26 protein-coding genes and 1 tRNA gene are annotated in these 23,557 nt (G+C 73.2%); 8 read left to right on the top strand and 19 right to left on the bottom strand.

What is annotated here, in order from left to right:
- Window positions 1–66: 66 nt before the first annotated feature.
- Window positions 67–210, top strand: a complete 144-nt coding sequence (locus tag ACQ393_RS04425) for a hypothetical protein (RefSeq protein WP_430645606.1) — start codon at window positions 67–69, stop codon at window positions 208–210.
- Between the two features lie 42 nt (window positions 211–252).
- On the opposite strand, the gene ACQ393_RS04430 is transcribed toward ACQ393_RS04425, so the two are convergent.
- From ACQ393_RS04430 to ACQ393_RS04480, 11 genes are all read right to left on the bottom strand, one after another.
- Entirely contained in the window at window positions 253–690 is a 438-nt protein-coding gene (locus tag ACQ393_RS04430; RefSeq protein WP_430645607.1) for a pilus assembly protein TadG-related protein, read from the bottom strand.
- A gap of 8 nt (window positions 691–698) precedes the next feature.
- Complete coding sequence (locus ACQ393_RS04435; protein ID WP_430645608.1) at window positions 699–1,166, bottom strand: hypothetical protein; 468 nt, start codon at window positions 1,164–1,166, stop codon at window positions 699–701.
- Window positions 1,141–1,593 carry a TadE/TadG family type IV pilus assembly protein gene (locus ACQ393_RS04440; protein WP_430645808.1) on the bottom strand — a complete coding sequence of 151 codons (453 nt, stop codon included), beginning with the start codon at window positions 1,591–1,593 and terminating at the stop codon, window positions 1,141–1,143. Before ACQ393_RS04440 ends, ACQ393_RS04435 begins: the two co-directional genes overlap by 26 nt.
- Entirely contained in the window at window positions 1,524–1,691 is a 168-nt protein-coding gene (locus ACQ393_RS04445; protein WP_240898393.1) for a hypothetical protein, read from the bottom strand. Before ACQ393_RS04445 ends, ACQ393_RS04440 begins: the two co-directional genes overlap by 70 nt.
- Before the next feature lie 39 nt (window positions 1,692–1,730).
- Complete coding sequence (locus tag ACQ393_RS04450; protein WP_430645609.1) at window positions 1,731–2,678, bottom strand: type II secretion system F family protein; 948 nt, start codon at window positions 2,676–2,678, stop codon at window positions 1,731–1,733.
- Window positions 2,666–3,547 carry a type II secretion system F family protein gene (locus tag ACQ393_RS04455; protein WP_430645610.1) on the bottom strand — a complete coding sequence of 294 codons (882 nt, stop codon included), beginning with the start codon at window positions 3,545–3,547 and terminating at the stop codon, window positions 2,666–2,668. The genes ACQ393_RS04450 and ACQ393_RS04455 overlap by 13 nt, the downstream gene beginning before the upstream one ends.
- Window positions 3,544–4,788, bottom strand: a complete 1,245-nt coding sequence (locus tag ACQ393_RS04460) for a CpaF family protein (protein WP_430645611.1) — start codon at window positions 4,786–4,788, stop codon at window positions 3,544–3,546. Before ACQ393_RS04460 ends, ACQ393_RS04455 begins: the two co-directional genes overlap by 4 nt.
- 119 nt (window positions 4,789–4,907) lie before the next feature.
- The gene (locus ACQ393_RS04465; RefSeq protein ID WP_430645612.1) at window positions 4,908–6,500 is read right to left on the bottom strand and encodes a cadherin-like domain-containing protein; all 1,593 of its coding nucleotides are present in this window, start codon (window positions 6,498–6,500) and stop codon (window positions 4,908–4,910) included.
- A 338-nt stretch (window positions 6,501–6,838) separates the two neighbouring features.
- Window positions 6,839–7,783, bottom strand: coding sequence for a hypothetical protein (locus ACQ393_RS04470; RefSeq protein ID WP_430645613.1), 945 nt, complete (start codon window positions 7,781–7,783; stop codon window positions 6,839–6,841).
- A 163-nt stretch (window positions 7,784–7,946) separates the two neighbouring features.
- Window positions 7,947–9,608, bottom strand: a complete 1,662-nt coding sequence (locus ACQ393_RS04475) for an FAD-dependent oxidoreductase (RefSeq protein ID WP_430645614.1) — start codon at window positions 9,606–9,608, stop codon at window positions 7,947–7,949.
- Window positions 9,609–9,611: 3 nt separating this feature from the next.
- A complete protein-coding gene (locus tag ACQ393_RS04480; RefSeq protein ID WP_430645615.1) occupies window positions 9,612–11,900 on the bottom strand; it encodes a PAS domain S-box protein in 2,289 nt (762 codons plus the stop codon).
- A gap of 200 nt (window positions 11,901–12,100) precedes the next feature.
- Here ACQ393_RS04480 and ACQ393_RS04485 point away from each other — a divergent pair, with 200 nt between their 5' ends.
- Window positions 12,101–12,805 carry a hypothetical protein gene (locus ACQ393_RS04485; protein ID WP_430645616.1) on the top strand — a complete coding sequence of 235 codons (705 nt, stop codon included), beginning with the start codon at window positions 12,101–12,103 and terminating at the stop codon, window positions 12,803–12,805.
- A gap of 74 nt (window positions 12,806–12,879) precedes the next feature.
- On the opposite strand, the gene ACQ393_RS04490 is transcribed toward ACQ393_RS04485, so the two are convergent.
- Window positions 12,880–13,674: a ZIP family metal transporter gene (locus ACQ393_RS04490; RefSeq protein WP_430645617.1), complete on the bottom strand. Its 795-nt coding sequence runs from the start codon at window positions 13,672–13,674 to the stop codon at window positions 12,880–12,882.
- Window positions 13,675–13,747: 73 nt separating this feature from the next.
- Between ACQ393_RS04490 and ACQ393_RS04495 the strand changes: the two genes are divergently transcribed.
- The 3 genes from ACQ393_RS04495 (at window position 13,748) to ACQ393_RS04505 (ending at window position 15,136) form a co-directional block, all read left to right on the top strand.
- Window positions 13,748–13,829: transfer RNA gene (locus ACQ393_RS04495), tRNA-Leu, on the top strand.
- A 117-nt stretch (window positions 13,830–13,946) separates the two neighbouring features.
- The gene (locus ACQ393_RS04500) at window positions 13,947–14,153 is read left to right on the top strand and encodes a DUF1653 domain-containing protein (RefSeq protein WP_430645618.1); all 207 of its coding nucleotides are present in this window, start codon (window positions 13,947–13,949) and stop codon (window positions 14,151–14,153) included.
- 164 nt (window positions 14,154–14,317) lie between these two features.
- The gene (locus ACQ393_RS04505) at window positions 14,318–15,136 is read left to right on the top strand and encodes a DedA family protein (RefSeq protein ID WP_430645619.1); all 819 of its coding nucleotides are present in this window, start codon (window positions 14,318–14,320) and stop codon (window positions 15,134–15,136) included.
- Window positions 15,137–15,181: 45 nt separating this feature from the next.
- Here ACQ393_RS04505 and ACQ393_RS04510 read toward each other — a convergent pair whose 3' ends face one another.
- Window positions 15,182–16,312, bottom strand: coding sequence for a helix-turn-helix transcriptional regulator (locus ACQ393_RS04510; protein ID WP_430645620.1), 1,131 nt, complete (start codon window positions 16,310–16,312; stop codon window positions 15,182–15,184).
- Window positions 16,313–16,449: 137 nt separating this feature from the next.
- Between ACQ393_RS04510 and ACQ393_RS04515 the strand changes: the two genes are divergently transcribed.
- Genes ACQ393_RS04515 through ACQ393_RS04525 form a run of 3 tightly spaced genes read left to right on the top strand, consistent with a single transcriptional unit; the run spans window position 16,450 to window position 18,756 of the window.
- The gene (locus tag ACQ393_RS04515) at window positions 16,450–16,782 is read left to right on the top strand and encodes a hypothetical protein (RefSeq protein ID WP_430645621.1); all 333 of its coding nucleotides are present in this window, start codon (window positions 16,450–16,452) and stop codon (window positions 16,780–16,782) included.
- A gap of 16 nt (window positions 16,783–16,798) precedes the next feature.
- Window positions 16,799–18,172: an FAD-binding oxidoreductase gene (locus ACQ393_RS04520; protein ID WP_430645622.1), complete on the top strand. Its 1,374-nt coding sequence runs from the start codon at window positions 16,799–16,801 to the stop codon at window positions 18,170–18,172.
- Window positions 18,169–18,756: a hypothetical protein gene (locus ACQ393_RS04525; RefSeq protein ID WP_430645623.1), complete on the top strand. Its 588-nt coding sequence runs from the start codon at window positions 18,169–18,171 to the stop codon at window positions 18,754–18,756. Before ACQ393_RS04520 ends, ACQ393_RS04525 begins: the two co-directional genes overlap by 4 nt.
- A gap of 128 nt (window positions 18,757–18,884) precedes the next feature.
- Here the strand turns inward: ACQ393_RS04525 and ACQ393_RS04530 are convergent, their stop codons facing one another.
- The 6 genes from ACQ393_RS04530 to murI form a co-directional block, all read right to left on the bottom strand.
- Window positions 18,885–19,787 carry a hypothetical protein gene (locus tag ACQ393_RS04530; RefSeq protein WP_430645624.1) on the bottom strand — a complete coding sequence of 301 codons (903 nt, stop codon included), beginning with the start codon at window positions 19,785–19,787 and terminating at the stop codon, window positions 18,885–18,887.
- On the bottom strand, window positions 19,787–20,152 hold the full coding sequence (locus ACQ393_RS04535) for a PadR family transcriptional regulator (protein ID WP_430645625.1): 366 nt from the start codon (window positions 20,150–20,152) through the stop codon (window positions 19,787–19,789). The genes ACQ393_RS04530 and ACQ393_RS04535 overlap by 1 nt, the downstream gene beginning before the upstream one ends.
- Window positions 20,153–20,243: 91 nt before the next feature.
- On the bottom strand, window positions 20,244–21,173 hold the full coding sequence (locus ACQ393_RS04540; protein ID WP_430645626.1) for a cation diffusion facilitator family transporter: 930 nt from the start codon (window positions 21,171–21,173) through the stop codon (window positions 20,244–20,246).
- A gap of 58 nt (window positions 21,174–21,231) precedes the next feature.
- Window positions 21,232–21,852: an RdgB/HAM1 family non-canonical purine NTP pyrophosphatase gene (gene rdgB / locus ACQ393_RS04545; protein ID WP_430645627.1), complete on the bottom strand. Its 621-nt coding sequence runs from the start codon at window positions 21,850–21,852 to the stop codon at window positions 21,232–21,234.
- 14 nt (window positions 21,853–21,866) lie between these two features.
- Complete coding sequence (rph, locus tag ACQ393_RS04550; RefSeq protein WP_430645628.1) at window positions 21,867–22,658, bottom strand: ribonuclease PH; 792 nt, start codon at window positions 22,656–22,658, stop codon at window positions 21,867–21,869.
- Complete coding sequence (murI, locus tag ACQ393_RS04555) at window positions 22,655–23,509, bottom strand: glutamate racemase (protein ID WP_430645629.1); 855 nt, start codon at window positions 23,507–23,509, stop codon at window positions 22,655–22,657. Before murI ends, rph begins: the two co-directional genes overlap by 4 nt.
- Window positions 23,510–23,557 lie beyond the last annotated feature (48 nt).

A 23,557-nucleotide genomic window follows, 5' to 3' on the forward strand; every position in this document is an offset into this window, starting at 1 on the left:
GCAGCGACCGCCCACACCGTGGGAACCATCTGGGAATGCGCACACTGCGGTTCCCGCTATCGCCGCGTGACCCGAACCGGCATGCAGCCGAACGCCATGTGGGACCACGACGCGATGTACCGGCTCCGCCGGGCGGTCGTCGTCGGCGTCATCGGCGTGCCGGTCCTCCTCATCGTCATCCTCCTCATCGCGGCGACGGCCCGGGGCTGATCCCGACGGGGAGCCGACGCGCCGTCGGCCGGTGCTGCCGCCTCAGTGGAAGACCGACCGCGCGTCGGCGGTCACCTCGATCGGGACGGTGACCGGCACGAGGTCGGTCGAGATCGGCGCATGCCAGACGGCGCGGAGCGTCACGCTCGCGCTGCGTCCGTCGGCCGATCCGGCGCGCACGAGTTCGAGCCCGCGCAGCGAGTGCCCCGCGTCCCCGAGGTAGGTCGCCGCGGCGTCGGCGACGGATGCCTCGTCGAGCCCGAACACGAGCGCGTCGCCCTCGAGGCGGACCTCCTCGAGCCGCCACGACTCCGCCGCCGCGAGCGCGGCACCGTCGGCGAGGGTGAAGAGCCGCTTGCGCTCGAGGTAGAGCGACGTCGCCGACGTGACCACGAGCACCAGCGCGAGCGCGAGGACGCCGTAGAAGATCGTGAGGAGCAGCGTCGAGCCGCCCTCGTCATCACTGAGGCGCCGCGGCAACGGCCGAGTCACGACGCACCGGCGAATCGCGACACGGTCTGCGTCGCTTGCGACTCGAGCCGCACGGTGCCGATGCCGCTGGAGGCGAGCGCCTGCGGCACGAGCGGGAGGGCCACCGAGGCGCCGACCGCGACCGTGACCCGCGTCCCGGGCGACGCGCACGACGCACTGCAGTCGATGTCGACGGATGCCGCGCCCGCGTCGATCCCGTAGTCGGCGAGCACCACGCGCACCGTGCGCTCGACGGATGCCGCGGGCTCGCCGGCATCCGCTCGCAGCACCGCGACGCGGGCAGCCTGACGAGCTGCACCCTCGACGCCGAGCGCGGCGGCCTGGATCGAGGCCATGGCGAGCACGAGGTACACGAGCGGCACGAGCAGGATCATCCCCACCGTGAGGAACTCGAGCGAGGCCGAACCCGCCTCGCCGTCGAGCCCCCGATCGGTCGTGTCAGTCGATGAGCTCGATCGCGGCATGCCCGGTCACCTCCAGCCCTCGCTCCGGGCCGAACAGGCCGACGACGGGAAGCACCGCCCGGACGGTGACCGCGATGGCGGGAGCTCCTCCGACCGTGGTCGTCGCGGCCGAGACATCCGATGCGTACTCGGCGGCGATCGCCGCGTCGATGAGCCGACGGGTGCGTTCGACGCCCGCCGCGGGCGACGACCCGGCGAGCGCCGCGTAGCGGGCACCCTCGGCGGCCGCGTCGAGCACGGTGTTCCGCACGTGCAGCGCGAGCGCCAGCTGCACGACCGCGAGCAGCAGCGCCGTCAGGAGCACGCCCACGAGCGAGAACTCCGCGATCGCCGACCCGCGTTCGTCGACGAGTCGCCTCAGAAGCCGACGACCCGATCGATCGCCTGGTCGAAGACCCCCGAGAGCGCCGGTCCGGCGAGCCCCCAGATCACGATCACGAGTCCGGCGGTCATCAGCGTGATGAGCACCCATCCGGGCACGTCGCCGCGTTCGTCGGCGAGGCGTCGGGCGATCCAGCGGGGCATGCGGGGTCCTTTCGTCGGAAGGCGGAGCAGTGCGGCGCATCAGAAGCCGGCCTGGAGCACGAGGTAGCCGGGGAACAGCGCGAAGGCGATCGTCACCGGGAGGATGAGGAAGACGAGCGGCACGAGCATCGCGATCTCCTTGCGGCCCGCGAGCTCGATGAGCGTGCGCTTGGCCTCGGAACGAGCGTCGCCCGCCTGCGCCCGGAGCACCTCGGCGAGCGGCGTGCCGCGCTCCAAGGCGCCGAGCACCTGGTCGATGGCCCGCGACAGCGCCGGGTGCTCGAGGCCGTCGCGCACGTCGGCCAGGGCGGCGCCGAGCGGCACGCCGGTGCCGACGGCGGCGACGACGCCGGCGAATTCGCGGGAGAGCTCGCCCGAACCGGTCCGTGCCACGCGGCGGAGGGCGTCGAGCATGCCCTCGCCGGCCGTGAGGCTCAGCGTCAGGAACTCCAGCACGGTCGGCAGTTCACTCGTGATCCGGGCGAGCCGCCGCCGCGCGGCGCGCTGCAGCATCCAGTCGGCCGCGATGGCCGCCGCGATCGCGCCGAAGGGCGGCACCGCCCAGCGCAGCACCGTCGGTGCGGTCTCCATCGCGGGCGCGAAGAGCGCGAACAGCGCCCCGAACGCGAACCCGGTGGTCGCCCACAACAGCTGGCGCCCCCGGAAGCGCTCCACCGTGACCTCCGCTCCGGCCTGCCGGAGCCGACGTGCGATCGCGTCGTTGCCGCCCAGGATCGACGACAGGATGGCGCGGGCTCGCCGCGCCGCGGGCAGCACGAGCATCCCGATGACCGACCCCGGGTCGGAGGCCGGCCGGGCGCGCATCGCGCGCGCCTCGGCGGAGATGTCGGTGATGTACGGCGCCACGCGATCGACGAGTCGCGCTCGGCCGATGCGGGGCACCGAGGCGACGACGAGCCACAGCCCGAGCCCGAGGACGGCTCCCGACGCGATGGCGAGCACGGGCGTCGCCGTCAGCTGAACCATCGTCGCTCCTCGGGAAGCCGTCCGAGTCCGAGCATGAGGCGGTAGGCGACGAGGGTGACCAGCACGCCGCAGAGGATGAGCACGGTGCCCGCCGTCGAGTCGTACGAGGCGAGGGTCTCGGGCCGGGTCGCGAGCACGCAGAGGAGGAGCCACGGCGCGGCGACACCGAGCCGCGCCGCGTTCCGGATCCACCCCTGCCGCGCGACGACCTCGGCGCGGAGCGCGGCATCCTCTCGCAGGTAGCCCGCGAGCCCGCGAAGCACGGCGGTCAGGTCGGTGCCGCCGACCTCACGCGCCATCCGCAGGGTCTCGAGGATGCGATCGGCGACCGGGTCGGCGAGTCGGTCCTTCAGGGAGTCGACCGCCGAGCCGAAGTCGCCCGTTCGCCGGAACTCGTCGTCGAACGCGCCGAAGGCACTCCTCGTCGCCGCCGGGCCCAGGTCGGCGAGCGACGCGATCGCGTCGGGCAGGTTCATCCCCGCGCGCACGCCGGCGACGAGGTGGTCGACGACGTCGGGCCAGATCGCGCGATTGGTCGCGCGGCGGCGGTTGGCTCGCGACCGGATGAGGACGGGCAGCACGCCGGCGCCGAGGAGCGCCCCGATCAGCGCGAGCAGGGGCACGCCGAACACGGCCTGCGCGAGCGCGGCGCCGAGTGCCGCGAGAACCAGGGCGAGGACGGCCACCACGACGACCGGGACGCCCGGGATCCCGGCGAGCGCGAACTCGTCCCGGACGGCCGCGAGGGTTCCGCGGGTCCCGGCCGCGCCACCGGCTGCGTCGGCGCCGGGCCGTCGTGACGGCCAGAGCCACGGCGACAGCACCAGGACGAGGCCGGCGCCGAGCGTCGCCCCGAGGATGAGGCTCACGCCGCCGCCCCCAGGACGATCGAGGGATCGAGCCCGGCCGCCTCGAACTTGTCGAGCCGGGTCGGGTGCGCCGCGGTGCGGACGAGTTCCCCGTTCGATCCGGCCGCCCGGTCGAACCGGAAGATCGCGTCGGCCTCGACCCGCGCGCCCGCCGTTTCGCCGGTGGTCGCGGCGATCTCGGCGACGCGACGCCGTCCGTCGCGATCGATCGCGAGGTGCACGACGAGGTCGATGCAGGATGCCACGGTCGGCACGACGAAGGCCGAGTCGACGTTCCGGCCGGCGAGGAGCGGCAGCGTGCAGAGCTTCGCGAGCGCATCCTGCGCGGAGTTCGCGTGGATGGTGCACATGCCGGGCAAACCGGAGTTCAGGGCGATCAGGAGGTCGAGGCTCTCGGCCTCGCGCACCTCGCCGACGATGAGCCGGTCCGGCCGCATCCGCAGCGCCTCCTTGACGAGCCGGCGCAGGGTGATCTCGCCACTGCCCTCGAGGTTCGGCTGACGGCACTGCATCGCGACGAGGTCGCGCACGTCGAGGTCGAGCTCGAACGTCTCCTCGACCGTGACGACGCGCTCGCCCTGGCGCGTCGCGGCCAGCAGCGCGTTGAGCATCGTCGTCTTGCCGGTGTGCGTCGCACCCGAGACCAGCACGTTGGCGCCGGCGAGCACGCCCATCCGCAGGAACTCGGCCGCCGGCCTGGTGATCGAGCCCAGTTCGACGAGCCGCTGCAGCGAGCGGATGCGCTGCTGGAACTTCCGGATGTTCACCGCCCAGTGCGCCCGCGTGACATCGGGAATCGCGACGTGCAGGCGCGAGCCGTCGGGCAGCGACGCGTCGACGAACGGCGAACTGAGGTCGACTCTCCGGCCCGAGTGCTGCAGCATCCGCTCGACCAGGTCGCGCACCTCGCGGTCGGAGAGCACGACCGTGGTGAGCTCGGCCACGCCGCCGCGCGCCACGAACACGCGGGTCGGCGAGTTGATCCAGATCTCCTCGATCATCGGATCGTCGAAGAAGGGCTGCAGCGGCCCATAGCCGGTGATGGATGCCACGACCTCGCGCGCGGCGACCTGCTCGTCGCCGAGCGGCGCGTGCGCACCGGCGAGCGCCCGCTCGGAGTACCGCCGCACCTCCTCGGCGGCGAACCGCGCGGCGACGCCGTCGTCGCGGCCGAGGTCGACGCCCTCGCGGAGCACCCGCCCGCGCACGCGCTCGGCGATGGTGCGCACGGGGTCCGACATGGCTCCCATCATGGAGAAGCGGTGGGCCCGGCCCGCTCAGTTATCCACACCGTGGCCTGCGTGGGCGCCCGCGACGGCGGCCGTCGCCCGTTGAAGGCGACGGCCGCCGCGGTGCATCGTCAGGCGGTCGGCGCGCAACGATAGCGGTACGTCGGCAGGGGCGGCCCGAGCTGGGGTGCGATCTCGACCACCGAGGACTCGCCTCCGAGCTCGTCGCACGGCGCGCCGAGCCGTGCGAGGACCGTGGGGGTCGGCGGCAGCCCGAAGTCGCCGCAGGTCAACGCACCGGACTGGGAGCCGAAGTCCTGGCCGAGGCTGAGGCAGACTTCGCCCAGTTCGAGCGTGGCGGGCTTCGGGCACACCACGGTGATGTCACGGAAGCCGTCACGCGGGAACACCTCGTCCGAGACGATGGTCCACGTGGCCGACGCGGCCGGACATGCCGGTTGGAACGCGGACCTCAGTGTGGCCCCGGTCGGCTCCGGGTGGTCGTTCCAGAAGCATCTCCACGCAGACCAGAGGTCGGAGTAGGCCCCGCCGGTCTCGGCGCACAGCTCCTCGACGGTCGGCGGCGGCGGCGTCAGCCGGATCGTGACGAGCGCCGACGCCGAGAGGTCGCCGTCGGAGACCGTGTAGCCGAAGGTCATCGACTCCACCCCGTCGCCGGGCGTGGCCGTGATGGCCCCGCCCTCGAGCGCCGCCGTCCCGTCCGTCGCGTTCTCGACCGAGACGACCGAGAGACCGGGACCGTCGACATCGGAGTCGTTGACGAGCAGATCCGCCGCGGAGATCACGAGCGGAGTCCCGGCGGTGGCCGAGACGAGGTCATCCACCGCGACCGGTGCGTCGTTCACGGGACGCACCGCGATGTCGATCGAGGCGGTCGCCTCGATCGCGCCGTCCGAGATCCGGTACTGCAGGGTGCGGGAGCCGGCGAAGTCGGGCGCGGGCGAGAAGCTCAGCGACCCGTCGGGAGAGACGGCCACCGACTCGCCCGCGGGTGCGCCCGGCGCCTCGACGCCGATCGCGCTCAGCTGGTCGCCGTCGACGTCGACGTCGTTGCCGAGGACCCCCGGCGCCGGCACGACGAGCGGCGTGTCCTCGTCGACCTCGTAGACGTCGCCGGCGGCCTCGGGTGCATCGTTCACCGGCGAGACGGTCACCGTGACGGTCCCGACGGCGGAACCGCCGTTGCCGTCGTGGGCGCGGTAGGTGAAGGAATCCACCCCGTTGAACTGCGCGGACGGCGAGTAGCCGAACGAACCGTCGGGATTCAGCACGAGGGTTCCCGACGCGGAGCCGCTCTCGAGGGCGACGGTCAGCTGATCGCCGTCCGCATCGCCGTCGTTGGCGAGCACGCCGGGAGCGGGCACGGTGAGCTCCCCGTCCTCGTCGACGGAATAGAGATCCTCATTCGCCTCGGGTGCGGCGTTGGCGATCAGGATGGAGACCGAACCGGAGCCCACTCCGCGGTCGCTCAGCCGCACGGTCACGGAGAAGACGGATTCGCCTCGCTCGAGGTCGACCAGCGCGGCCCGATACGTCGTCGTCTTCCCCGAGGACTCCACGCGCGACCCGCAGTCCGCCGCCGTCGTCCCGCCTCCGGGCGCGCGGAGCTCGCACGTCATCGAGTCGATGGACTTCTCCGAGCGGTTGACGGTGTACTGCACGGTCGCCGTGCGCCCGTCGAGGATCGGTGCGGTGAACGTCACGTCGGGTTTCGACGACCCCGGCGCCGCCGATGCGGGCGGGCTGCCGACGACTCCGGCCGCCAGTCCCAGCGCGAGCGCCGCGACCGCGGCGAGCGTGCGTCGAACGGCACGTCGTCCGACGGACTCCGGCGTCGGCGGCGCAGCACCCTCGACCGGATGTCTCGATTCCTCGCGTCGGAACAGCGAAGGCAGAGTGGGCAGGGACCGATACATGGCGCCTCCAACGGCGTTCGGCCACGGCCCCGCGGCGCTCCTCACGCTAGAGCGCTTCGAACCGGAGGTCATCCCCCATTCCGTGGGTCAGCGCAGCGACTGGACGGCCCCAGCATCGGATCCGCTCAGGCCTCGTCGTCGCTCAGCGCCGCCTCGGCCTCGTCGCGGGCGCGCGCCGAGCGTTCGGCCTCGGCAACCGCCGATTCGTGGGCTCGCGTCGCGATGCGCACCTCCCGCTCGGCCGGGCGGAGCTCGTCGCGCACCTCCGACAGGCGCCGCTCGAGCTCGTCGCGCTCGGCCTCGAGGTCTTCGAACCGCTGCTCTGCGGCGTCGCGGCGAACGGATGCCTCGGCGAGCGCGTGCGCGTCGTCGTCGGCCCGCTCGCGGGCGGCCGCCACGGCCGCTTCGCGTCGCTCGCGGTCGCGCCGGGCCTGCTCCGCGGCGGCATCCGGGTCGGTGGCCCGAGCGGTCACGCGGATGTTCGCGGGGCGGGACGCGGCATCCGCTCGCCCCTCGGCGCGCTCGGCCGGGCGTCTCCCCAGTCGCCGCGGCGGCCCCGGCTCGCCGCCGCCGACCGCACCCGCCAGGTCGACGTCGACGCCGACCGCGCGGAGGGCGCGCACGAGCCGACCGCTCGCGACGGCCGACCCGGCCTCCGCCGAGACGCTCGCCGCGACCAAGGTCTGCTCGACCTCGTCGAGCACGGCTCGCGACGGCGTGCGGTCCGCGGCGTCGGCGAGCCCCGACGCCAGCCGCATGAGGTCGCCGATCAGTTCGCGCCGTTCGGCGACGAGCGCGCCGAGCGCCCGGCCGTCGCCGGCGGCCTGCGCGTCGGCGAGCTCCCCGCCGAGTCCGACCAGGTCGCCGACGCGGTCGGGCTCGTCGCGCGCGAGCCGGTTGACGATCCAGGCCGACGGCGACGGGCGTCGCAGCCCGGTGATCGCCTTGGCCGCCGCGGTTTCGCCGGCGCCGCGCGCCTCGGCGGCGCGTTCGTTGCGCGCCGCCGTGAACTCCTCGGGGACGAGCGCGTAGAGCGCGTCGGCCGCCTCCGCCACCGGGTCGGTCGCCATGACTCCATCATGGCGCGGTCGTCGGGCCCGCCGTCGGTCGAATACGCAGGACGAGACGCGTCATACCCCCGCCACGAGCCCCATCACCCGCCTCATCCTGCGAACGCGGCGCGCCGCCGCCGTGCAGACCACAGCGGGCAGGCGCCCGCCACGCGGCATCCGTTCACACCGTCTCGAGGTACTTGTGCACGAGGCTCACCGCGACCGCGCCCTGCCCGACCGCCGACGCGACGCGACGCATCACGTCGTGGCGCACGTCGCCGGCGGCGAAGATGCCGGGAACGCTGGCCTCCTGGGGGAACGGGTCGCGGCGCGGCGTCCATCCGCGCGGCCGGCGCCCGTCGACCATCAGGTCCTGCCCGGTCAGGACGAAGCCGTGGTCGTCGAGCTCGATCAACCCGCGCACGAGCTCGGTGCCCGGCACCGCGCCGATGAAGACGAACATCGCGTCGGCGGGCATCTCCTCCTCATCGCCCGTGCTCGTGTCGGCCACGGTGACGGAGCGCAGCCGGTCCTCGCCGGTCAGCGCGACGACCCGGCGGTGCGGGAGCACGGTGATGTTCCGCGTCGCCTCGATCTGGTCGATGAGGTAGCGCGACATCGACGACTCCAGGCCCGCGCCGCGCACGAGCATCGTGACCTCGGCGGCGTACCGCGAGAGGAACATCGCCCCCTGCCCGGCCGAGTTCGCGCCGCCGACCACGACCACGCGGCGTCCGGCGTACTCGGCCGCCTCCGACGCGGCCGCGCCGTAGTAGACGGATGCCCCGGCCAGGCGCTCCTCGCCGGGGACGCCGAGCGTGCGGGTGTCGACGCCGGTCGCGAGCACGAGCGCCCTCGAGCGGAGCTCGGTGCCGTCGTCGAGCGTGACGATCTTGTACGAGTCCTCGACGCGGATGGCCGTGACCGACTGCGGCGAGAGGATCTCCGCGCCGAGCCGGCGGGCCTGCGTCACGGCGCGCCGCGCGAGGTCGGCGCCGCTGATGCCGTGCGGGAACCCGAGGTAGTTCTCGATGCGCGAGCTCGTTCCGGCCTGGCCGCCGGGCACCTCGCGCTCGACGACCGCGGTGCGGAGTCCCTCCGACGCGCCGTACACGGCGGCCGCGAGGCCGGCCGGACCGGCGCCCACGACCACGAGGTCGTAGAACGGCTGCTGGGCGGGCGCGCGCAGGCCGATGCGCTCGGCGAGCTCGTGCAGGTCGGGGCAGAACAGGGTCGTGCCGTCGGGCAGGAACACCACCGGCAACCGCGTGAGGCCGCTCGAGGACGCCTCGACCAGCGCACGGGCGCCCTCGTTCTTCTCGATGTCGAGCCACTGGTACGGGATCTGGCTTCGCGCGAGGAAGTCCTTCACGGCGTGCGTCGTCGGCGACCACAGCGTGCCCGCGACGCGCACGCCCTCGTAGGTCGGCGGCGTGCTGGCGTGCCAGTCGTCGAGCAGGTCGTCGATCACCGGGTACAGGCGGTCCTCGGGCGGATCCCACGGCTTGAGCAGGTAGTAGTCGAGGTCGAGCGTGTTGATGCTCGTGATCGCCGCGCTCGTGTCGGCGTAGGCGGTGAGCAGCACGCGCTTCGCGTTCGGGTAGAGCACGAGTGCCTCGGTGAGGAACTCGGTGCCGGTCATGCCCGGCATGCGCTGGTCGACGAGGAAGAGCGCGATCGCATCGCCGCGGCGCTTGAAGGCTCGGACGGCGTCGAGCGCGTCCTGGCCCGAGCCCGAACGGACGATGCGGTAGTCGTCGCGATACCGCGCCTGGAGGTCGCGCGCGATCGCGCCGAGCACCTGCGGCTCGTCGTCGACGGTCATGATGATCGGCTTGGCCATCGGTCACTCCCCTTCCGCGGCGTCGAGGGCGGCGTCGAGCGCGTCGTCGAGGTCGTCGTCGGCCTCGCCGTCGGTCGGCGCGACGCCGACCGGCAGCCGCGCGGTGAACCGCGTGCGCCCGCCGCCCGACGACGCCGTCAGCTCGCCGTGGTGCTTCTTGACCACGATGTTGCGCGAGATCGGCAGGCCGAGGCCCGTGCCCTCGCCGGGCGGTTTCGTGGTGAAGAACGGGTCGAACAGCTTCGACAGCGTCTCGGCCGGGATGTCCGGTCCGTCGTTCTCGATCTCGACGACCACGTGGTCGCCCTCCTGCCCTGCCCGCACGACGAGCGTGCCCTCTCCGTGCATCGCATCGATCGCGTTGTCGATCAGGTTCGTCCACACCTGGTTCAGCTCGCTCGCGTGCGCCTGGATCGTCGGCAGCCCGGGCTCGTACTCCTTCACCACCTGGACGCCGCGCTTCAGCTTGTTGTGCAGCATGACGAGCGTGTTGTCGAGGCCGAGCCGAACGTCGACGTCCTGCACGGGCGCCTGGTCCATGTACGTGTACGTCTTCAGGGCCTTCACGAGTTCGACCATGCGCGTCGTGCCCACCGCGACCTCGGCGAGCAGGGCGTACACGAGGAACTTCTGCCCGAGCCACTCGACGATGACCCGGCGCTCCTCCTCGGGGAACACCTCGCCGAGCCGCTCGAGGTCCTGCACGGTGAAGCCGAGGCCGACCAGCGACGGCGCCAGCTCACCGCCGTCGGCGACGCCCTCCCGGTCGAGCCACGACTCGACCTCGGTCTCACGGTCGATGCGCTCGAGCGCGCCGAGCTCGACGGGCGCGGTGGCGTGGTCGGCGGCGAGGCGGTCGAGCTCGCGCAGCCGATCGAGCTTCGATCCGTAGAGCCCGAGCCGGCCGAGTTGCAGCTGGGTGACCTGCAGCTTGGCGAAGGCGGCCATCGCCTGGCTCGACCCGCGCTGGGCAGCGGATGCCGGGTTGTTGAGCTCGTGCGCCATGCCCGCGCTGAGCCGGCCGAGCGAGGCCATCTTCTCCTGGAGGATGAGCTGGTCCTGCATCCGGCTCAGCTGGTCGAGCGTTCGCTCGAGCGCCGCGTTCTTCTCGCGCAGCTGCGCGGAGCGGGCGCGGAGGTCGCGCTCGTTCTGCCGCAGCGACTCCTCCGCCGCCTTGCGTTCGGCGATGTCGCGGATGATGCCCGTGTAGTACCGGTCGCCGTCCGCGATCCAGGTCGACAGCGACAGCTCGATCGGGATGCGTCCGCCGCCCTTCGTCTTCGCGGTCAGCTCGACCGTCCGGCCGATGACGCGCGCCTCGCCGGTCTCGGCGTACCGGCGCATGCCGGCGTGATGCGCGTCGAGGTGCTCGGGCGGGATGATCAGGTCCAGCAGCCGGCCGAGCGCCTCCTCCTCGGAGAATCCCAGGATCCTCGTCGCGGCGGAGTTCCAGGCGACGATCCGGCCGGCGCGGTCGGCCGAGACGATCGCGTCGATGGCCGATTCGGCGACCGAGGCGAAGGTGTCCTGGTCGGGCGTCGCGACCCCGATCTCGTGCACGATCCCGGTGTAGTAGCGGTGGCCGTCGAGCACCCAGGTCGCGAGCGACAGGCCCGCGACGAACTCGGAGCCGTCGCGGCGACGAGCGGGCAGCTCGACGCTCTGCCCGATGACGTGCGACTCGTGCCCGTTGCGCACCCGATCGACACTGGCGCGCAGCGTGTCTCGCAACTGCAGCGGCACGACGAGGCCGACGGGCTGCCCCACGGCCTCGTCCTCGACGTACCCGAGCAGGGTGGTCGCGGCGGGATTCCAGCCACGGATGACCCCGCGTGCGTCCGCGGTGATCACGGCATCGGGCCACGCCGCCATGACGGTCCGGAATCGCCCCTCGGAGTCACGGAGGGCGGCCCTGATCCGCGACACGGAGACGAGCCGTTCGACCCGATCGAGCACGTCCTCGGCGTCGAACGGCGTGGAGAGCAGGTCGTCGCCCTCGGCGAGCGCCCGCACTCTCGTCGCGACGTCGTCGGCGTGGGCGACGAAGGCCACCGGCACGAGCCGCATCGTCTCGTCGGCGTGCAGCGCCGCGGCGAGCGCGAACGCGTCGGTGGCCGACATCCCGACGTCGAGGATCACGAGATCGGGTCGACTCCGCGCCGCCACCGCGGCCGGGTCGCCGTCGCCCGGCGTGGTGCGCATGGCGTAGCCGGCGCCGTCGAGGATGGCGGGCAACTCGCGCACGACACCGGCGTCGTCGGAGACGAGCAGGGCCGTGCCTCGTTGCGTCATCGCCACCCCCTCTCACCGGTCCGGTCGTGTGTGCCGGGGCGCCTGCCGCAAGGGTATCGACGCAGCGCGCCGACACACGCCCCGCGTTCGGGTGCCACCGAGCCGACACGCCCGCGCGACGCGCCCACCCCCATGCCAGGGCGTCACTACATTCGGGCTCACGACACGGTCGCGGGGGGCGACGGAAACGGAGCAATCGCATGACCCGACCCGGACGAGCGGCCGCCCCCGAGGCGCCCGGCGCCGCGCCATCCGTCGACCACGGGTCGCCCGACGACGTCTACCGACCCGAGGCGATCGACGACCTCGTCGACCGCATCGTCGCGCAGGAACTCGCCGAACTGCGCCGCGGCTTCGCCACGGGCGCCGAGTTCGCCCTCACCCGTCCCGGCGCATCGCGCGAACCGACCCTGCACCGGCTCGAGTGCGCGTCGATCGAGTCGCACCTCGACCGTCGCTCCCGCTGGACCGAACCGCACCGCCGGCGCCTGGCCGCGGATCCCGCCTACCGGATGCCGCTGCCCGCGCTCGTGACCCGGCAGGCCGCGCGCGGCCTCTCCGGCGTCCGTTCCTGCAAGGTGTGCTGGCCGAACCCGACCGGTACGGACCCGCGACCGCTGCGCCGCCTGTCGGCGCGGAGCCTCGGCCCGCAGCACGTCGGACACGTGCTCGCACGCCCCGACGGCGAGGCGATCGGGACCATCGTCCGCTGGGGCGCCCGCACGGGCGCCGACCTGTTCGGCGTCGAGCACGACGAGATCGAGATCGTCACCTCGACGGGCGTCGAGACGGTCCAGCCGGACGCCCAGGTGACGATCTGGGACCTCCCGACCGACGAGCAGGCCATCCGCCGCAAGACGCAGCTCTTCCAGCGGTTCGCGGAGTCGGGCGACGCGGTGCGCTGACACGGTCGCCGCACCGCGGCACGCCCGCGGCGCCCGCGCGCGCCGCCCCGCGCGCGCGGCGCCACCGCCCGCCGCTATGCGAGCGACAGCGTGAACGAGAGCACGAACCCGGCCGCGGTGCTGAGCGCCACCGCGGGCCCCCCGTGCTCGTACGCCTCGGGCATGAGCGTGTCGGCGAGCGAGGCGATGACGGCGCCGGCGGCGAAGGCGAGCGGCAGCGACACCGTCTCCGGGTCGCTGTTCGCGAACGGGCCGGCGCCCACCACCACGGCGAGGACGAGGACGACCGCGCAGGCTCCCCACAGCACCAGGATGCTCGCGGCGGACCGCCCCCGCGCCCGCATCGACGAGGCGCCGACGAGCGCCTCCGGCAGGTTCGAGACGAAGATCGCCGCGAGCAGCGCGAGTCCGCCCGAGCCGGCCCCGCCCAGCGAGACGCCGAGCGCGAGGTTCTCAGGGACGCCGTCGAGCGTGACCGCGGCGAGCAGCGCCAGCCCGGCTGCGCCGCGTGTGGAGGCTGCGGCGGCCGGGCGATCCGCCGCGGCGGCGTCGGTGTCGAGCTTCACGCTGCCCTCGACTTCGTCCGCCGGGATCGGTCGCGCCCGCGGCTGGGCCCAGCGGTCGAGCAGTGCGCTGAGGACCGTGAACACGAGCGCGCCGACGAGCAGCCCGAGCGCGGCGCGGACCAGCCCGCCTCGCTCGTAGGCGTCCTCGAACAGCTCGAACGACAGCGCGGTGATGAGCGCGCCCGCCGCGAACGAGAGCAGGATCGCGAGCAGACGCTTGGGCAGCCGGAACCGCACCCCGATCGCGGCGCCGAGGATCAGGGCGCTGGACGCCACCGCGCCGAACAGCCATGCCGAACCCATGCCGCAACCCTGCCCGCCCGGGCGGCCCGCGCGGCACCCCTTGACTCCGCCCGCCTAGACTGGGCGGGCACTCGCGGGAGTGGTGAAATCGGCAGACACGCAGGATTTAGGTTCCTGTGCCTTCGGGCGTGAGGGTTCAAGTCCCTCCTTCCGCACTGGAGCGCCCGGTCAGGCGCGCCCATCCAGGCAGGCCCCGTCAGGCGCGCCCCTTCAGGATCATGTGCCAGTACACCCACGGCAGCACGTGCCGGTGGTCCCGTAGCATGGCGGGCATGATCGAGCCGGGCGTCTACGAGCACTACACGGGCGCCCGCTACGAGGTCATCACCCTCGCCAGGCACAGCGAGACGGAGGAGCAGGTGGTGGTCTACCGCCAGCTCTACGGCGATCGCGGCGTCTGGGTGCGACCGGCCGACATGTTCGGCGAGCAGGTCGAGGTCCACGGCGAACACGTTCCGCGCTTCCGGCGCGTCGACTGAGCGGCGAGCGGATGCCGCGTGGCGGGCGCCTTCCGGCCCGTCATCCTCAGGGCGGATTCGGGGGCCGCCCCCATGGCCGCGAGGCATCCGCTCGGTAGACTGCACGGACACCCCAGCCGACCGGGACCGGCCGTCACCGCGTCCGACGACAGGAGCACCACGCCGTGATCCACACCGCGCTCATCCCGTGGCTCGACCCCGAGACGATCATCCAGGGCGCCGGACCATGGGCGCTCCTGGTGGTCTGCTTCATCGTCTTCGCCGAGACGGGCCTGCTCGTCGGGTTCCTGCTGCCGGGCGACACGCTGCTCGTCATCTCTGGCCTGCTGTCGAACCCCGAGCTGGTGCCGCCCGCGGGCGTGTTCGGCGTCTCGGTTTGGATCGTCGCCCTGCTCATCGGGCTGTCGGCGTTCGTCGGCGGCGAGGTCGGCTACGAGATCGGCCATCGCGGCGGGCCGAGGGTGTTCGAACGCAAGGAGAGCGGGCTCTTCAGCGTCAAGAACGTCGAACGCACGAACGCGTTCTTCGAGCGGTTCGGCGGGCTCACGATCATCCTCGCCCGCTTCGTGCCGATCGTGCGCACGTTCGCGCCGGTCGCCGCGGGCGTCGGCCACATGAACCGCGGCAAGTACACGCTCTACAACTTCATCGGCGCGGTGCTGTGGGGCTTCGGCCTGACGATGTTCGGCTACGCGGTGAGCTTCATCCCGCCGATCGCCTACCTCGTGCGCGAGTACATCGACCTGATCCTCCTCGTCGCGGTCGGCGGCACCGCGCTCATCACCGCGTGGCACTACTTCAGCGAGCGCCGCAAGGCGAAGAGGGCCGAAGCCGCCGGGGAAGACGTGGTGACCGACGAGGATGAGGCCGAGGAGCTCGTGCTCGACCCCGACGTGTTCGACCGCCCGCCGCACCTCGACGGCGACCGCCCGCACCACGGCGACCAGCACGGCGACGAGCGGCCGCCGCACGACGGGCGCTGACGTCGAGCGGATGCCTCGGGGCGCAGACGCGCGCCCGGCCGGTGTTCAGCCCGTGAACCACCCCGTCGCGCCGACGGTCTCCCCCATGCGCGGCACGTACTGGTCGAAGTAGACCCGCGAGATGAGCTCGCGACGGCTGCGCACGCCGGCCTTGTCGAAGACCGCCTTGAGGTGGTCCTGCACGGTGTAGGCCGACACGTGCAGCGTCGTGGCGATCTCCTTCGTCTCGACGCCCTGGAGCACGAGGCGCGTGACGTCGCGCTCGCGCGGGGTGAGCCCGAACGCGGCGACCACGAGCGAGACGATCTCGGGCGGTCGCGCCTCCTCGATGGTCACGACGACGTCGCCCGTGGCACCCGTGGCGCCGCGCAGCGGCGAGGCGTGCAGCAGCAGCCAGATGCCGGACCCGGTACGGACGCGCGCACGCGCCGGCGGCGACGCCGGATCGGCGAGCGTGCGTCGTGCCGCGCCCACGAGCGAGGTGACGAGGCTGAGCGGGTCGCCGCCGTGCGCGTTGCCGCGCAGCTGCTCGAGCCGCTCCTCCGCACCGATGCTGATCTGCGCGACCTCGTCGTGCGCGTCGACGATGACGACCGCGGGGCCTCCGGTCTCATCGCCGACGACGTCGTGCGCGAGCCGGGTCAGGATGCCGGAGCGCACGCCGCGCGCGAACGACTCGGACAGCGAGCCGAGGAACTCGACCTCGTCGGTCGTGAACGCGGGGTCGTCGGGGCCGCGGAACATCGCGAGGCAGCCCCAGACGGCCGTGCCGTCGCGGAAGAGCAGTCGGGCCTCGTCGGCGAATCCGTAGACGGGCGTCATGAGCCGCGACATCCGCTCGGAATCGTCGGCCCGGGCGTCGTCGGTCGCGTGCATGCCGATCGCGAGGCGGTCGCCGACCGCGAGCGACCGGAACGACGTGGGCTCCTCCGAGCCGTACTCGATGATCCCGAAGAGCCGATCGTGCTCGTTGTGCGCCTTCAGCGCCCCGTACTTGCGGGCGCTCGTCAGCATCATCGTCGCCGGATCGTGGGTTCCGACGCAGGCGCCGACCCACGGAACGGCGCGCAGCACCGAGTCCGTCGCCTCGCCGATGAAGTCGTCGAGGTCCAGCCCGGCGCGCGAGAGCACGTCGAGGTCGCCCCGCACGCGGGCGCCGGTCAGCCGGGAGATCACGCGTTCAGTATGCGCCTCGACGGACCGGACCGGTATCCCAGATCGCTGGGGGTCGCGGGAGCCACCCGGCCGGGGTCGCGGATTCCCCGACCGCTCGGGATACCGCACACCCGGCCCCGCTGCGCACGATGTCCGGCGTGACCACCACCACGACCATCGAGACCCGGTCCGTCGACGACCGCGGCGTGCTGATGCACGCCGACGACGCGACCGCGCAGCTGTGCCTGTCACTCGTCCGGCTCGAGACGGCGCTCGTCGAGCGCGGCCTGGGGCTCGGCGCGGTGACGCAGGTGCGCATCCACGCGACGCAGCCGGCCGCGGCCTCGGAACTGGTCGAGCTCGTGCTCGAGCGATTCCGCTCCGGTCCGACGACGCCGATCGTGGCCTGGGTCTCCGCCACGCCGCCCGAGGCCCCGGGAATGCTCGTGCGCCTTGCGGCCGACGTGGCGATCACCACCCCGCACTCCTGAATCGAAGGACTCCGACATGACCCCCTCACTCACCGACACCGCCGCGCTCCGCGGCCTCGGGACCGTGCTCCTGCCGGGCGATCCCGGCTTCGAGGCGGCGACCGTGCCGTGGAACCTCGCCATCCTCCAGCGGCCCGCCGCCGTCGCGGTTCCGCGCGACGCCGACGAGGTCGCCCGGATCGTCGCCGCGGCGGCCGCACTCGGGCTGCGAGTCGCGCCGCAGAGCACCGGCCACGGTGCCGCCGCGCTCGCGGCCGGCTCGCTCGACGATGTCGTGCTCCTGCGCCTGCACGAGCTGACCGGCGTGACCGTCGACCCCGCGACCCGGACGGCGCGCGTGCTCGGCGGCACGCTGTGGCGCGACGTCGTCGAGGCGGCCGCACCGCACGGTCTCGCCGCGCTGCACGGCAGCGCGGGCGACGTCGCGGTGGCCGGATACGCGCTCGGCGGCGGACTCTCGTTCTACGGGCGTGCGCACGGACTCGCGTCGTCGCACGTGCGGGCGGTCGAGCTCGTGACCGCCGACGGCACGCTCGTCCGCGCGAGCGCCGACGACCACCCCGACCTGTTCTGGGCCCTGCGGGGCGGAGGTGGCGGCAACTTCGGCGTCGTCGTCGCCGTCGAGATCGACCTGATCCCCGTGCCCGAGGTGGTCGCCGGCATGCTGCTCTGGGACCTCTCGCGTGCCCTTGACGTGACCCGCGCGTGGGCGCGCTGGACGGCGGCGGCGCCGGAGTCGGCGACCACGTCGCTTCGGTTCCTGCGGTTCCCGCCCGACCCGGCGATGCCGCCGCTCCTCAGCGGCCGGAGCCTCGTCGTCATCGACGGCGCGATCCTCGAGGACGACGACCGCGCGGCGGAGCTGCTCGCCCCGCTCCGCGCCCTCGCACCCGAGGTCGACACGTTCGCGCGCATGCCCGCCGCGGGGCTCGTCGACGTGCACATGGACCCGCCCGGTCCGGTTCCCTCGGTGAGCGACCACGCGATGCTGGCCGACCTGCCTGACGACGCGATCAACGCGCTCGTCGCGGTCGCCGGCGCCGACGTGGAGATCCCGCTGATCTGCGCCGAGCTCCGCCACCTGGGCGGTGCCCTCGCGCGGCCCGGCGAGGGCGCGCTCGCACGCCTCGACGGCGCCTACGCGCTGTTCGCCCTCTCGCCGGCCCCGACGCTCGAGATGGCGGCGATCGGCGAATCGGTCACGAGCTCGGTCGCTGCCGCGCTCGCCCCCTGGGCCAACGGCAGCGCGTTCCTCAACTTCGCCGACCGCGGGATCGACGTCGCCACCGGGTTCGACGCCGACGCCTGGGCACGACTCGTCGAGGTGCACCGCACCGTCGACCCCGACGGCGTCTTCGCCGCCTCCCACCCGATCGGCGACCGCCGATGACCACCACCGACACGACCCACCCCACCGAACCGAAGGAGATCACCACCATGTCCATCCGCCGTCTCGCGGCTGCCGGCGCACTCGCCGCCCTCGCCGTCGCCGTCGCCGTCCCGACCCTGCCCGCACAGGCTGCGCCGTCGGGCGAGCCCGACCGACCCGACCACGCGACCCGGGCCGCCCTGGTCGCCCAGGTGCGCGCGGCGACCGCGCGGTTCCACGACGTCGACGTCGCCCTCGCCGAGGGCTACCTCGACACCCACGAGTGCTCGAGCAGTCCCGCCGGCGCCATGGGCATCCACTTCATCAACCCGGCACTCATCGCGCCCGGCGCCCCGGTCGACCCGACCCGGCCGCCCGTGCTGCTGTACGGGCCGTCCGCCTCGGGCGAGCTCGAACTGTGGGGCGTCGAGTTCTTCGAGCCGGATGTCGGGCAGCCGACGCCGATGTTCGGGTCCGTCGCGTTCGACGGTCCCATGCCCGGCCACGATCCGGAGATGCCCGTGCACTACGACCTGCACGTCTGGACGGGCAAGCACAACCCGAGCGGCCTGTACGCGCCGTTCAACCCGTCGCTGTCCTGCTGAGCCGGCGGATGCCGCGCGCCGGCCGGGGCCCGCACGGTCCCGGTCGGCGCCGTGCGCCGGCCGGGGCCCGCACGGTCCCGGCCGGCGCCGTGCGCCGTGCGAGTGCCGTCGTGGCGACGACGAGGCGGTCAGGCGGGGCGGGGCTCGCTCCGCCGGGACCGCACCCCCGATGGGCTCGGCGTCAGCGCGAGCCCGGCGCCCAGGAGGACCGACGTCGCCGGGACGAGCCACACCGCGATCACCATCGCCGGTCCGCGGAGGAACACCTCCATCTGCATGCCGGTGGCGAAGCCGAGGAGTGCGACGCCCACCAGCAGCACGAGGCTGCCCGCGACGGCGAGGGGCGTGAAGCTCAGCGCGCCGAGCGCGTGCGACCGCATGGCGATGACCCCCGACGCGATGAGCACGGCCAGGATTCCGAGGAAGCCGGCGCCGACGAGGATGCCGCCGACGAGGTCGAACGCCCCGCGCCAGCCCGAGACCGTCGGCATGGCGTAGGAGAACATGGCGAGACCACCGAGGCCGAGCATCGCACTGGCGGCCACGGCTCCGGTGCGCAGCGTCGACGCCATCGCCGCCGAGGCGGCGGAGAGCCGATGCACGAGCGCGAGGAGCCCGATCGCGGTGAGCAGTGCGCCGACGAGGACGATCGTCGGATGCACGAAGACATCGCTCGAATCGAACCCGACGACCGCACCGGTCTGCCGGACGAGACCCCAGAATCCGTAGCTCGAGTAGCTCGCGACGATCATGGGCAGCCCGATCGCGGTGGCGATGCCGGCGCCGAGGCCGGAGAGGTTGACGTGCATGACGGACTCCTTCCGTGCGTGTTCCCGCATGGCTGCGAGCATCAGGTCGAGGACGATCCGCGCCCGTGCCGACCGAGCCGACGAGGCGCCCTGCGCCCGCGCCTCACGGACGGTGTCGCGGGCGAGGACCCGGATCTCCTCCCCGTACTCGGCGCGGAACTCGCCGGGCAGCATGAGCATCGCCGCGCCGAAGAGGCGGCCCTCGATGCCCGGCGCGGACATCAGATCTCACCCCACCCCGTGAGCAGGCGCTTGAGCGCCGCCTGGCGGGCCAGCGCCGCGACGCGCGCGGCCTCGGCGGCCGCGACGCGCGCGCCGAGGCCGGTGATGCGGTAGTACTTGCGCCGCTCGTCGTCGAGTTCGGGGTCGACCCGGGTCGCCGCCTCCTCGATGAGCCCGAGCGAGCGGAGGCGCTTGATCGCGCCGTAGAGGGTGCCGGGCGCGAGCACGACCGATCCCTCGGTGCGCTCCCGCACCTCGCGCATGATGCCGTACCCGTGGCGCTCCTCGTCGGCGAGCGACAGCAGGATGTGGAAGACCGGCTCCGTCAGCGGGAGCAGGTCCTTCGGCTGGGTCTCGGCGGTCATGGGCTCCTCGATCGGATCGATATATCGAACTACGGTATATCGCGTCACGATACATCCGGACCCGACGCGCGTCAAGGGCGGGCCAGGGAGTTCAGGCGTGGGTCGCCGACTCGCGGCGGCCGCGACCGGACGGCTCGAGCTGGAAGGTCGAGTGCTCGACGTCGAAGTGCTCGTCGAGGCATCCGCCCAACTCGTCGAGCAGGGCGCCGACCCGCCCCTCGGCGAACACCGCCGGCTCGACCTCGACATGCGCGCTGAAGACGTGCGCACCGGTCGTGATCGCCCACACGTGCACGTCGTGCACGGCGACCACGCCGGCGGTGCCGAGGATGTGGTCGCGGATCTCCGCGACATCCGTCTCGGCCGGAACGGACTGGCTGAGCACCCGCATGACGTCGCGCAGGAGCATGAGCGCGCGGGGCACGACCAGGGCGGCGATGCCGAGCGACGCGATCGGATCGGCCGCATCCCAGCCCGTGACGAGGATCACGACGGCGGCGACGATGACGAGCACCGACCCGATCGTGTCGCCGAGCACCTCGAGGTAGGCGCCGCGCAGGTTGATCGACTGCGACGCCCCGCCGCGCAGCACGAGCAGTGCCGCCACGTTGGCCAGGAGCCCGACGATCGCGATGACGAGCATCGGTCCGCCCGCGACCTCGTGGGCCTCACCCGTCGCGCCCGAGGCGAGCCGGCCGATGGCGCTCGCGGTCACCGCGACCGCGACGACGACGAGCAGCACGCCGTTGAAGAGCGCACCGAACACCTCGAACCGCCGGAACCCGTAGGTCTGCCGGTCGTTCGCGGGACGGGCGGCGACGATCGCCGCGCCCAGCGCGACGACGAGCCCGAGCAGGTCGCTCGTCATATGCCCGGCGTCCGCCAGCAGCGCGAGGGAACCCGTCAGCAGCCCGCCGACGACCTGCACGACGACGAACGACGCGATGATCGCGATCGCGATCCCGAGTCGTCGGCGGCCGGCGGCGTTCGCGTCGGCGGCGTGGTCGTGCGAGTGTCCCATCCCCTCAAGCGTAGGCACGGATGCCGCGGCTCGCCGCTGATGGGAACGAGACCCGTTCTCAGCCGAACCGCGCGACGCGCTCCAGCTCGGGCAGGAGTGCCCGGAACGCCCGCGCGCGATGGCTGTGCGCGTTCTTGACCTCGGGCGTCAGCTCGGCGGCGGACACGTCGAAGCCGTCGGGCAGGAAGATCGGGTCGTACCCGAAGCCGTTGGCGCCCGCGCGCTCGGTCGCGATGCGCCCGGGCCACGTGCCGACGGCGGCGAACTCGTGCGGCTCGCCGCCCGCGGCATCCGGCACCACCAGCGCGATCGTGCAGTGGAAGTGCGCGGTCCGGTGCGGATCGCGGATGTCGCCGAGCTGCGCGAGCAGCAGCTCGAGGTTCGCCTCCGCGCCACGCCCCGGCCCCGCCCAGCGCGCCGAGAAGATCCCGGGCGAGCCGCCCATGACGTCGACGGCGATCCCCGAGTCGTCGGCGAGCGCGATGCGCCCGGTGTGGGATGCCGCGGCGCGGGCCTTGATGAACGCGTTCTCGTCGAACGACGTGCCGTCCTCGACGGGCTCCGGCCCGGCGTACGGCAGCACGGTGAGCCCGGGGAGGGCGTCGCCGAGGATGTGCTGGAACTCGGCGACCTTGTGCGCGTTGTGCGTGGCGAGGACGACCTCGAGCGGCTGCGGCATCCGTCGGCCCTCGATCAGCCCGCGGCGCCCGCTGCGCCCGCGCTCGCGCCCGCCGCGCCGAGCTGCGCCTCGAGCGCGTGCCGCTGGATGCCGGCGAGCTCGGTCGTGCCGGCGAGCGCGAGGTCGAGCAGCTGGTCGAGCTCGCGCCGGTCGAACGGTGCGCCCTCGGCGGTGCCCTGCACCTCGACGAAGAGGCCGCGGCCGGTCGCGACGACGTTCATGTCGGTCTCTGCACGCACGTCCTCGACGTAGGCGAGGTCGAGCATCGGCGTGCCGTCGATGATGCCGACCGAGACCGCCGAGACGGTGTCGATGAGCGGGGTGGCCTTCTGCGCGATGAACTTCCTCCCGCGCGCCCACTCGATCGCGTCGGCGAGCGCGACGTAGGCGCCCGTGATGGCCGCGGTGCGCGTGCCGCCGTCGGCCTGCAGCACGTCGCAGTCGATCTGGATGGTGTTCTCGCCGAGCGACTTCATGTCGACCACGGCGCGGAGGCTCCGTCCGATGAGCCGGCTGATCTCGTGCGTGCGGCCGCCGATGCGGCCCTTGACCGACTCGCGGTCGTTGCGCGTGTTGGTCGACCGAGGCAGCATCGCGTACTCGGCCGTGACCCAGCCCTTGCCCTTGCCGGTCATCCAGCGCGGCACGCCGTTCGTGAAGCTCGCGGTGCAGAGCACCTTGGTGTTCCCGAACGAGATGAGCGCGCTGCCCTCGGCGTGCGCGCTCCAGCCGCGTTCGATGACGACGTCGCGGAGCGCGTCGGGGGTGCGGCCGTCGGCACGCACGAGGTCGGGGGTCTCGGTCACTGGGGTCTCCTGTCGGTGACGGATGCCGCGGGCGCGGCCGGAAGCGTGAGCACGCCGGTCTGCACGAGCTCGACCTGCGAGATCTCGGGGCCGATGAGGCGATGCGCGAGGTCGAGGAACGCGGCGCTCGAGCCGCCCGTCGCCTCGAAGCGGTGCACGGGCGGTTCGGGCGAACGGCGCTCGAGCCCCTGCGAGACGAGCACGCGGTAGACGTCGTTCGCGGTCTCGACGTCGCTCGAGACGAGGCTCACGCCCTCCCCCATGACGTACGATATGGCGCCCTTCAGGAACGGGTAGTGCGTGCAGCCGAGCACGAGCGTGTCGACGCCCGCGGCGCGAAGCGGCGCGAGGTACTCCTCGGCGACCGCGAGCACCTCGGGCCCGGTCGTGACGCCCGACTCGACGAACTCGACGAAGCGCGGGCACGCGGCCGACGACAGCTCGAGGTGCGGGGCGGCCGCGAACGCGTCGTCGTACGCGCGCGATTGCACGGTCCCGGCGGTGCCGATCACGCCGACGCGCCCCGTGCGCGTGGTGGCGACCGCGCGCCGCACCGCGGGCTGGATGACCTCCACGACGGGCACGTCGTAGCGCTCGCGCGCGTCGCGCAGCATCGCCGACGAGGCGGTGTTGCACGCGATGACGAGCATCTTGACGCCCTGCGCGACGAGGTCGTCGAGCACGGCGAGCGCGTAGCGTCGCACGTCGGCGATCGGCTTCGGCCCGTAGGGCGAGTGCTCGAGGTCGCCGACGTAGAGGATCGACTCGTTGGGGAGCTGGTCGCGCACCGCGCGGGCGACGGTGAGGCCGCCGACCCCCGAGTCGAAGATCCCGATCGGTGCATCACTCACGAGCCACCAGCCTAGATCAGCCGCGCGCGGCGGGCGCCGCCGCGGCAT

This window comes from Agromyces sp. GXS1127, assembly GCF_050565425.1.
Classification (GTDB): Bacteria; Actinomycetota; Actinomycetes; order Actinomycetales; family Microbacteriaceae; genus Agromyces.

What these genes read in the sequence shown, in the direction of transcription:
- ACQ393_RS04540 (WP_430645626.1), bottom strand. Translation starts at nt 21,173, where the DNA reads ATGGGACACTCGCACGACCACGCCGCCGACGCGAACGCCGCCGGCCGC.
- rdgB (WP_430645627.1), bottom strand. Translation starts at nt 21,852, where the DNA reads ATGCCGCAGCCGCTCGAGGTCGTCCTCGCCACGCACAACGCGCACAAG.
- ACQ393_RS04525 (WP_430645623.1), top strand. Translation starts at nt 18,169, where the DNA reads ATGACCACCACCGACACGACCCACCCCACCGAACCGAAGGAGATCACC.
- ACQ393_RS04530 (WP_430645624.1), bottom strand. Translation starts at nt 19,787, where the DNA reads ATGTCCGCGCCGGGCATCGAGGGCCGCCTCTTCGGCGCGGCGATGCTC.
- ACQ393_RS04470 (WP_430645613.1), bottom strand. Translation starts at nt 7,783, where the DNA reads ATGGCGACCGACCCGGTGGCGGAGGCGGCCGACGCGCTCTACGCGCTC.
- ACQ393_RS04490 (WP_430645617.1), bottom strand. Translation starts at nt 13,674, where the DNA reads ATGGGTTCGGCATGGCTGTTCGGCGCGGTGGCGTCCAGCGCCCTGATC.
- ACQ393_RS04450 (WP_430645609.1), bottom strand. Translation starts at nt 2,678, where the DNA reads ATGGTTCAGCTGACGGCGACGCCCGTGCTCGCCATCGCGTCGGGAGCC.
- ACQ393_RS04435 (WP_430645608.1), bottom strand. Translation starts at nt 1,166, where the DNA reads ATGCCGCGATCGAGCTCATCGACTGACACGACCGATCGGGGGCTCGAC.
- ACQ393_RS04475 (WP_430645614.1), bottom strand. Translation starts at nt 9,608, where the DNA reads ATGGCCAAGCCGATCATCATGACCGTCGACGACGAGCCGCAGGTGCTC.
- ACQ393_RS04480 (WP_430645615.1), bottom strand. Translation starts at nt 11,900, where the DNA reads ATGACGCAACGAGGCACGGCCCTGCTCGTCTCCGACGACGCCGGTGTC.
- ACQ393_RS04460 (WP_430645611.1), bottom strand. Translation starts at nt 4,788, where the DNA reads ATGTCGGACCCCGTGCGCACCATCGCCGAGCGCGTGCGCGGGCGGGTG.
- ACQ393_RS04445 (WP_240898393.1), bottom strand. Translation starts at nt 1,691, where the DNA reads ATGCCCCGCTGGATCGCCCGACGCCTCGCCGACGAACGCGGCGACGTG.
- ACQ393_RS04500 (WP_430645618.1), top strand. Translation starts at nt 13,947, where the DNA reads ATGATCGAGCCGGGCGTCTACGAGCACTACACGGGCGCCCGCTACGAG.
- ACQ393_RS04535 (WP_430645625.1), bottom strand. Translation starts at nt 20,152, where the DNA reads ATGACCGCCGAGACCCAGCCGAAGGACCTGCTCCCGCTGACGGAGCCG.
- ACQ393_RS04520 (WP_430645622.1), top strand. Translation starts at nt 16,799, where the DNA reads ATGACCCCCTCACTCACCGACACCGCCGCGCTCCGCGGCCTCGGGACC.
- ACQ393_RS04485 (WP_430645616.1), top strand. Translation starts at nt 12,101, where the DNA reads ATGACCCGACCCGGACGAGCGGCCGCCCCCGAGGCGCCCGGCGCCGCG.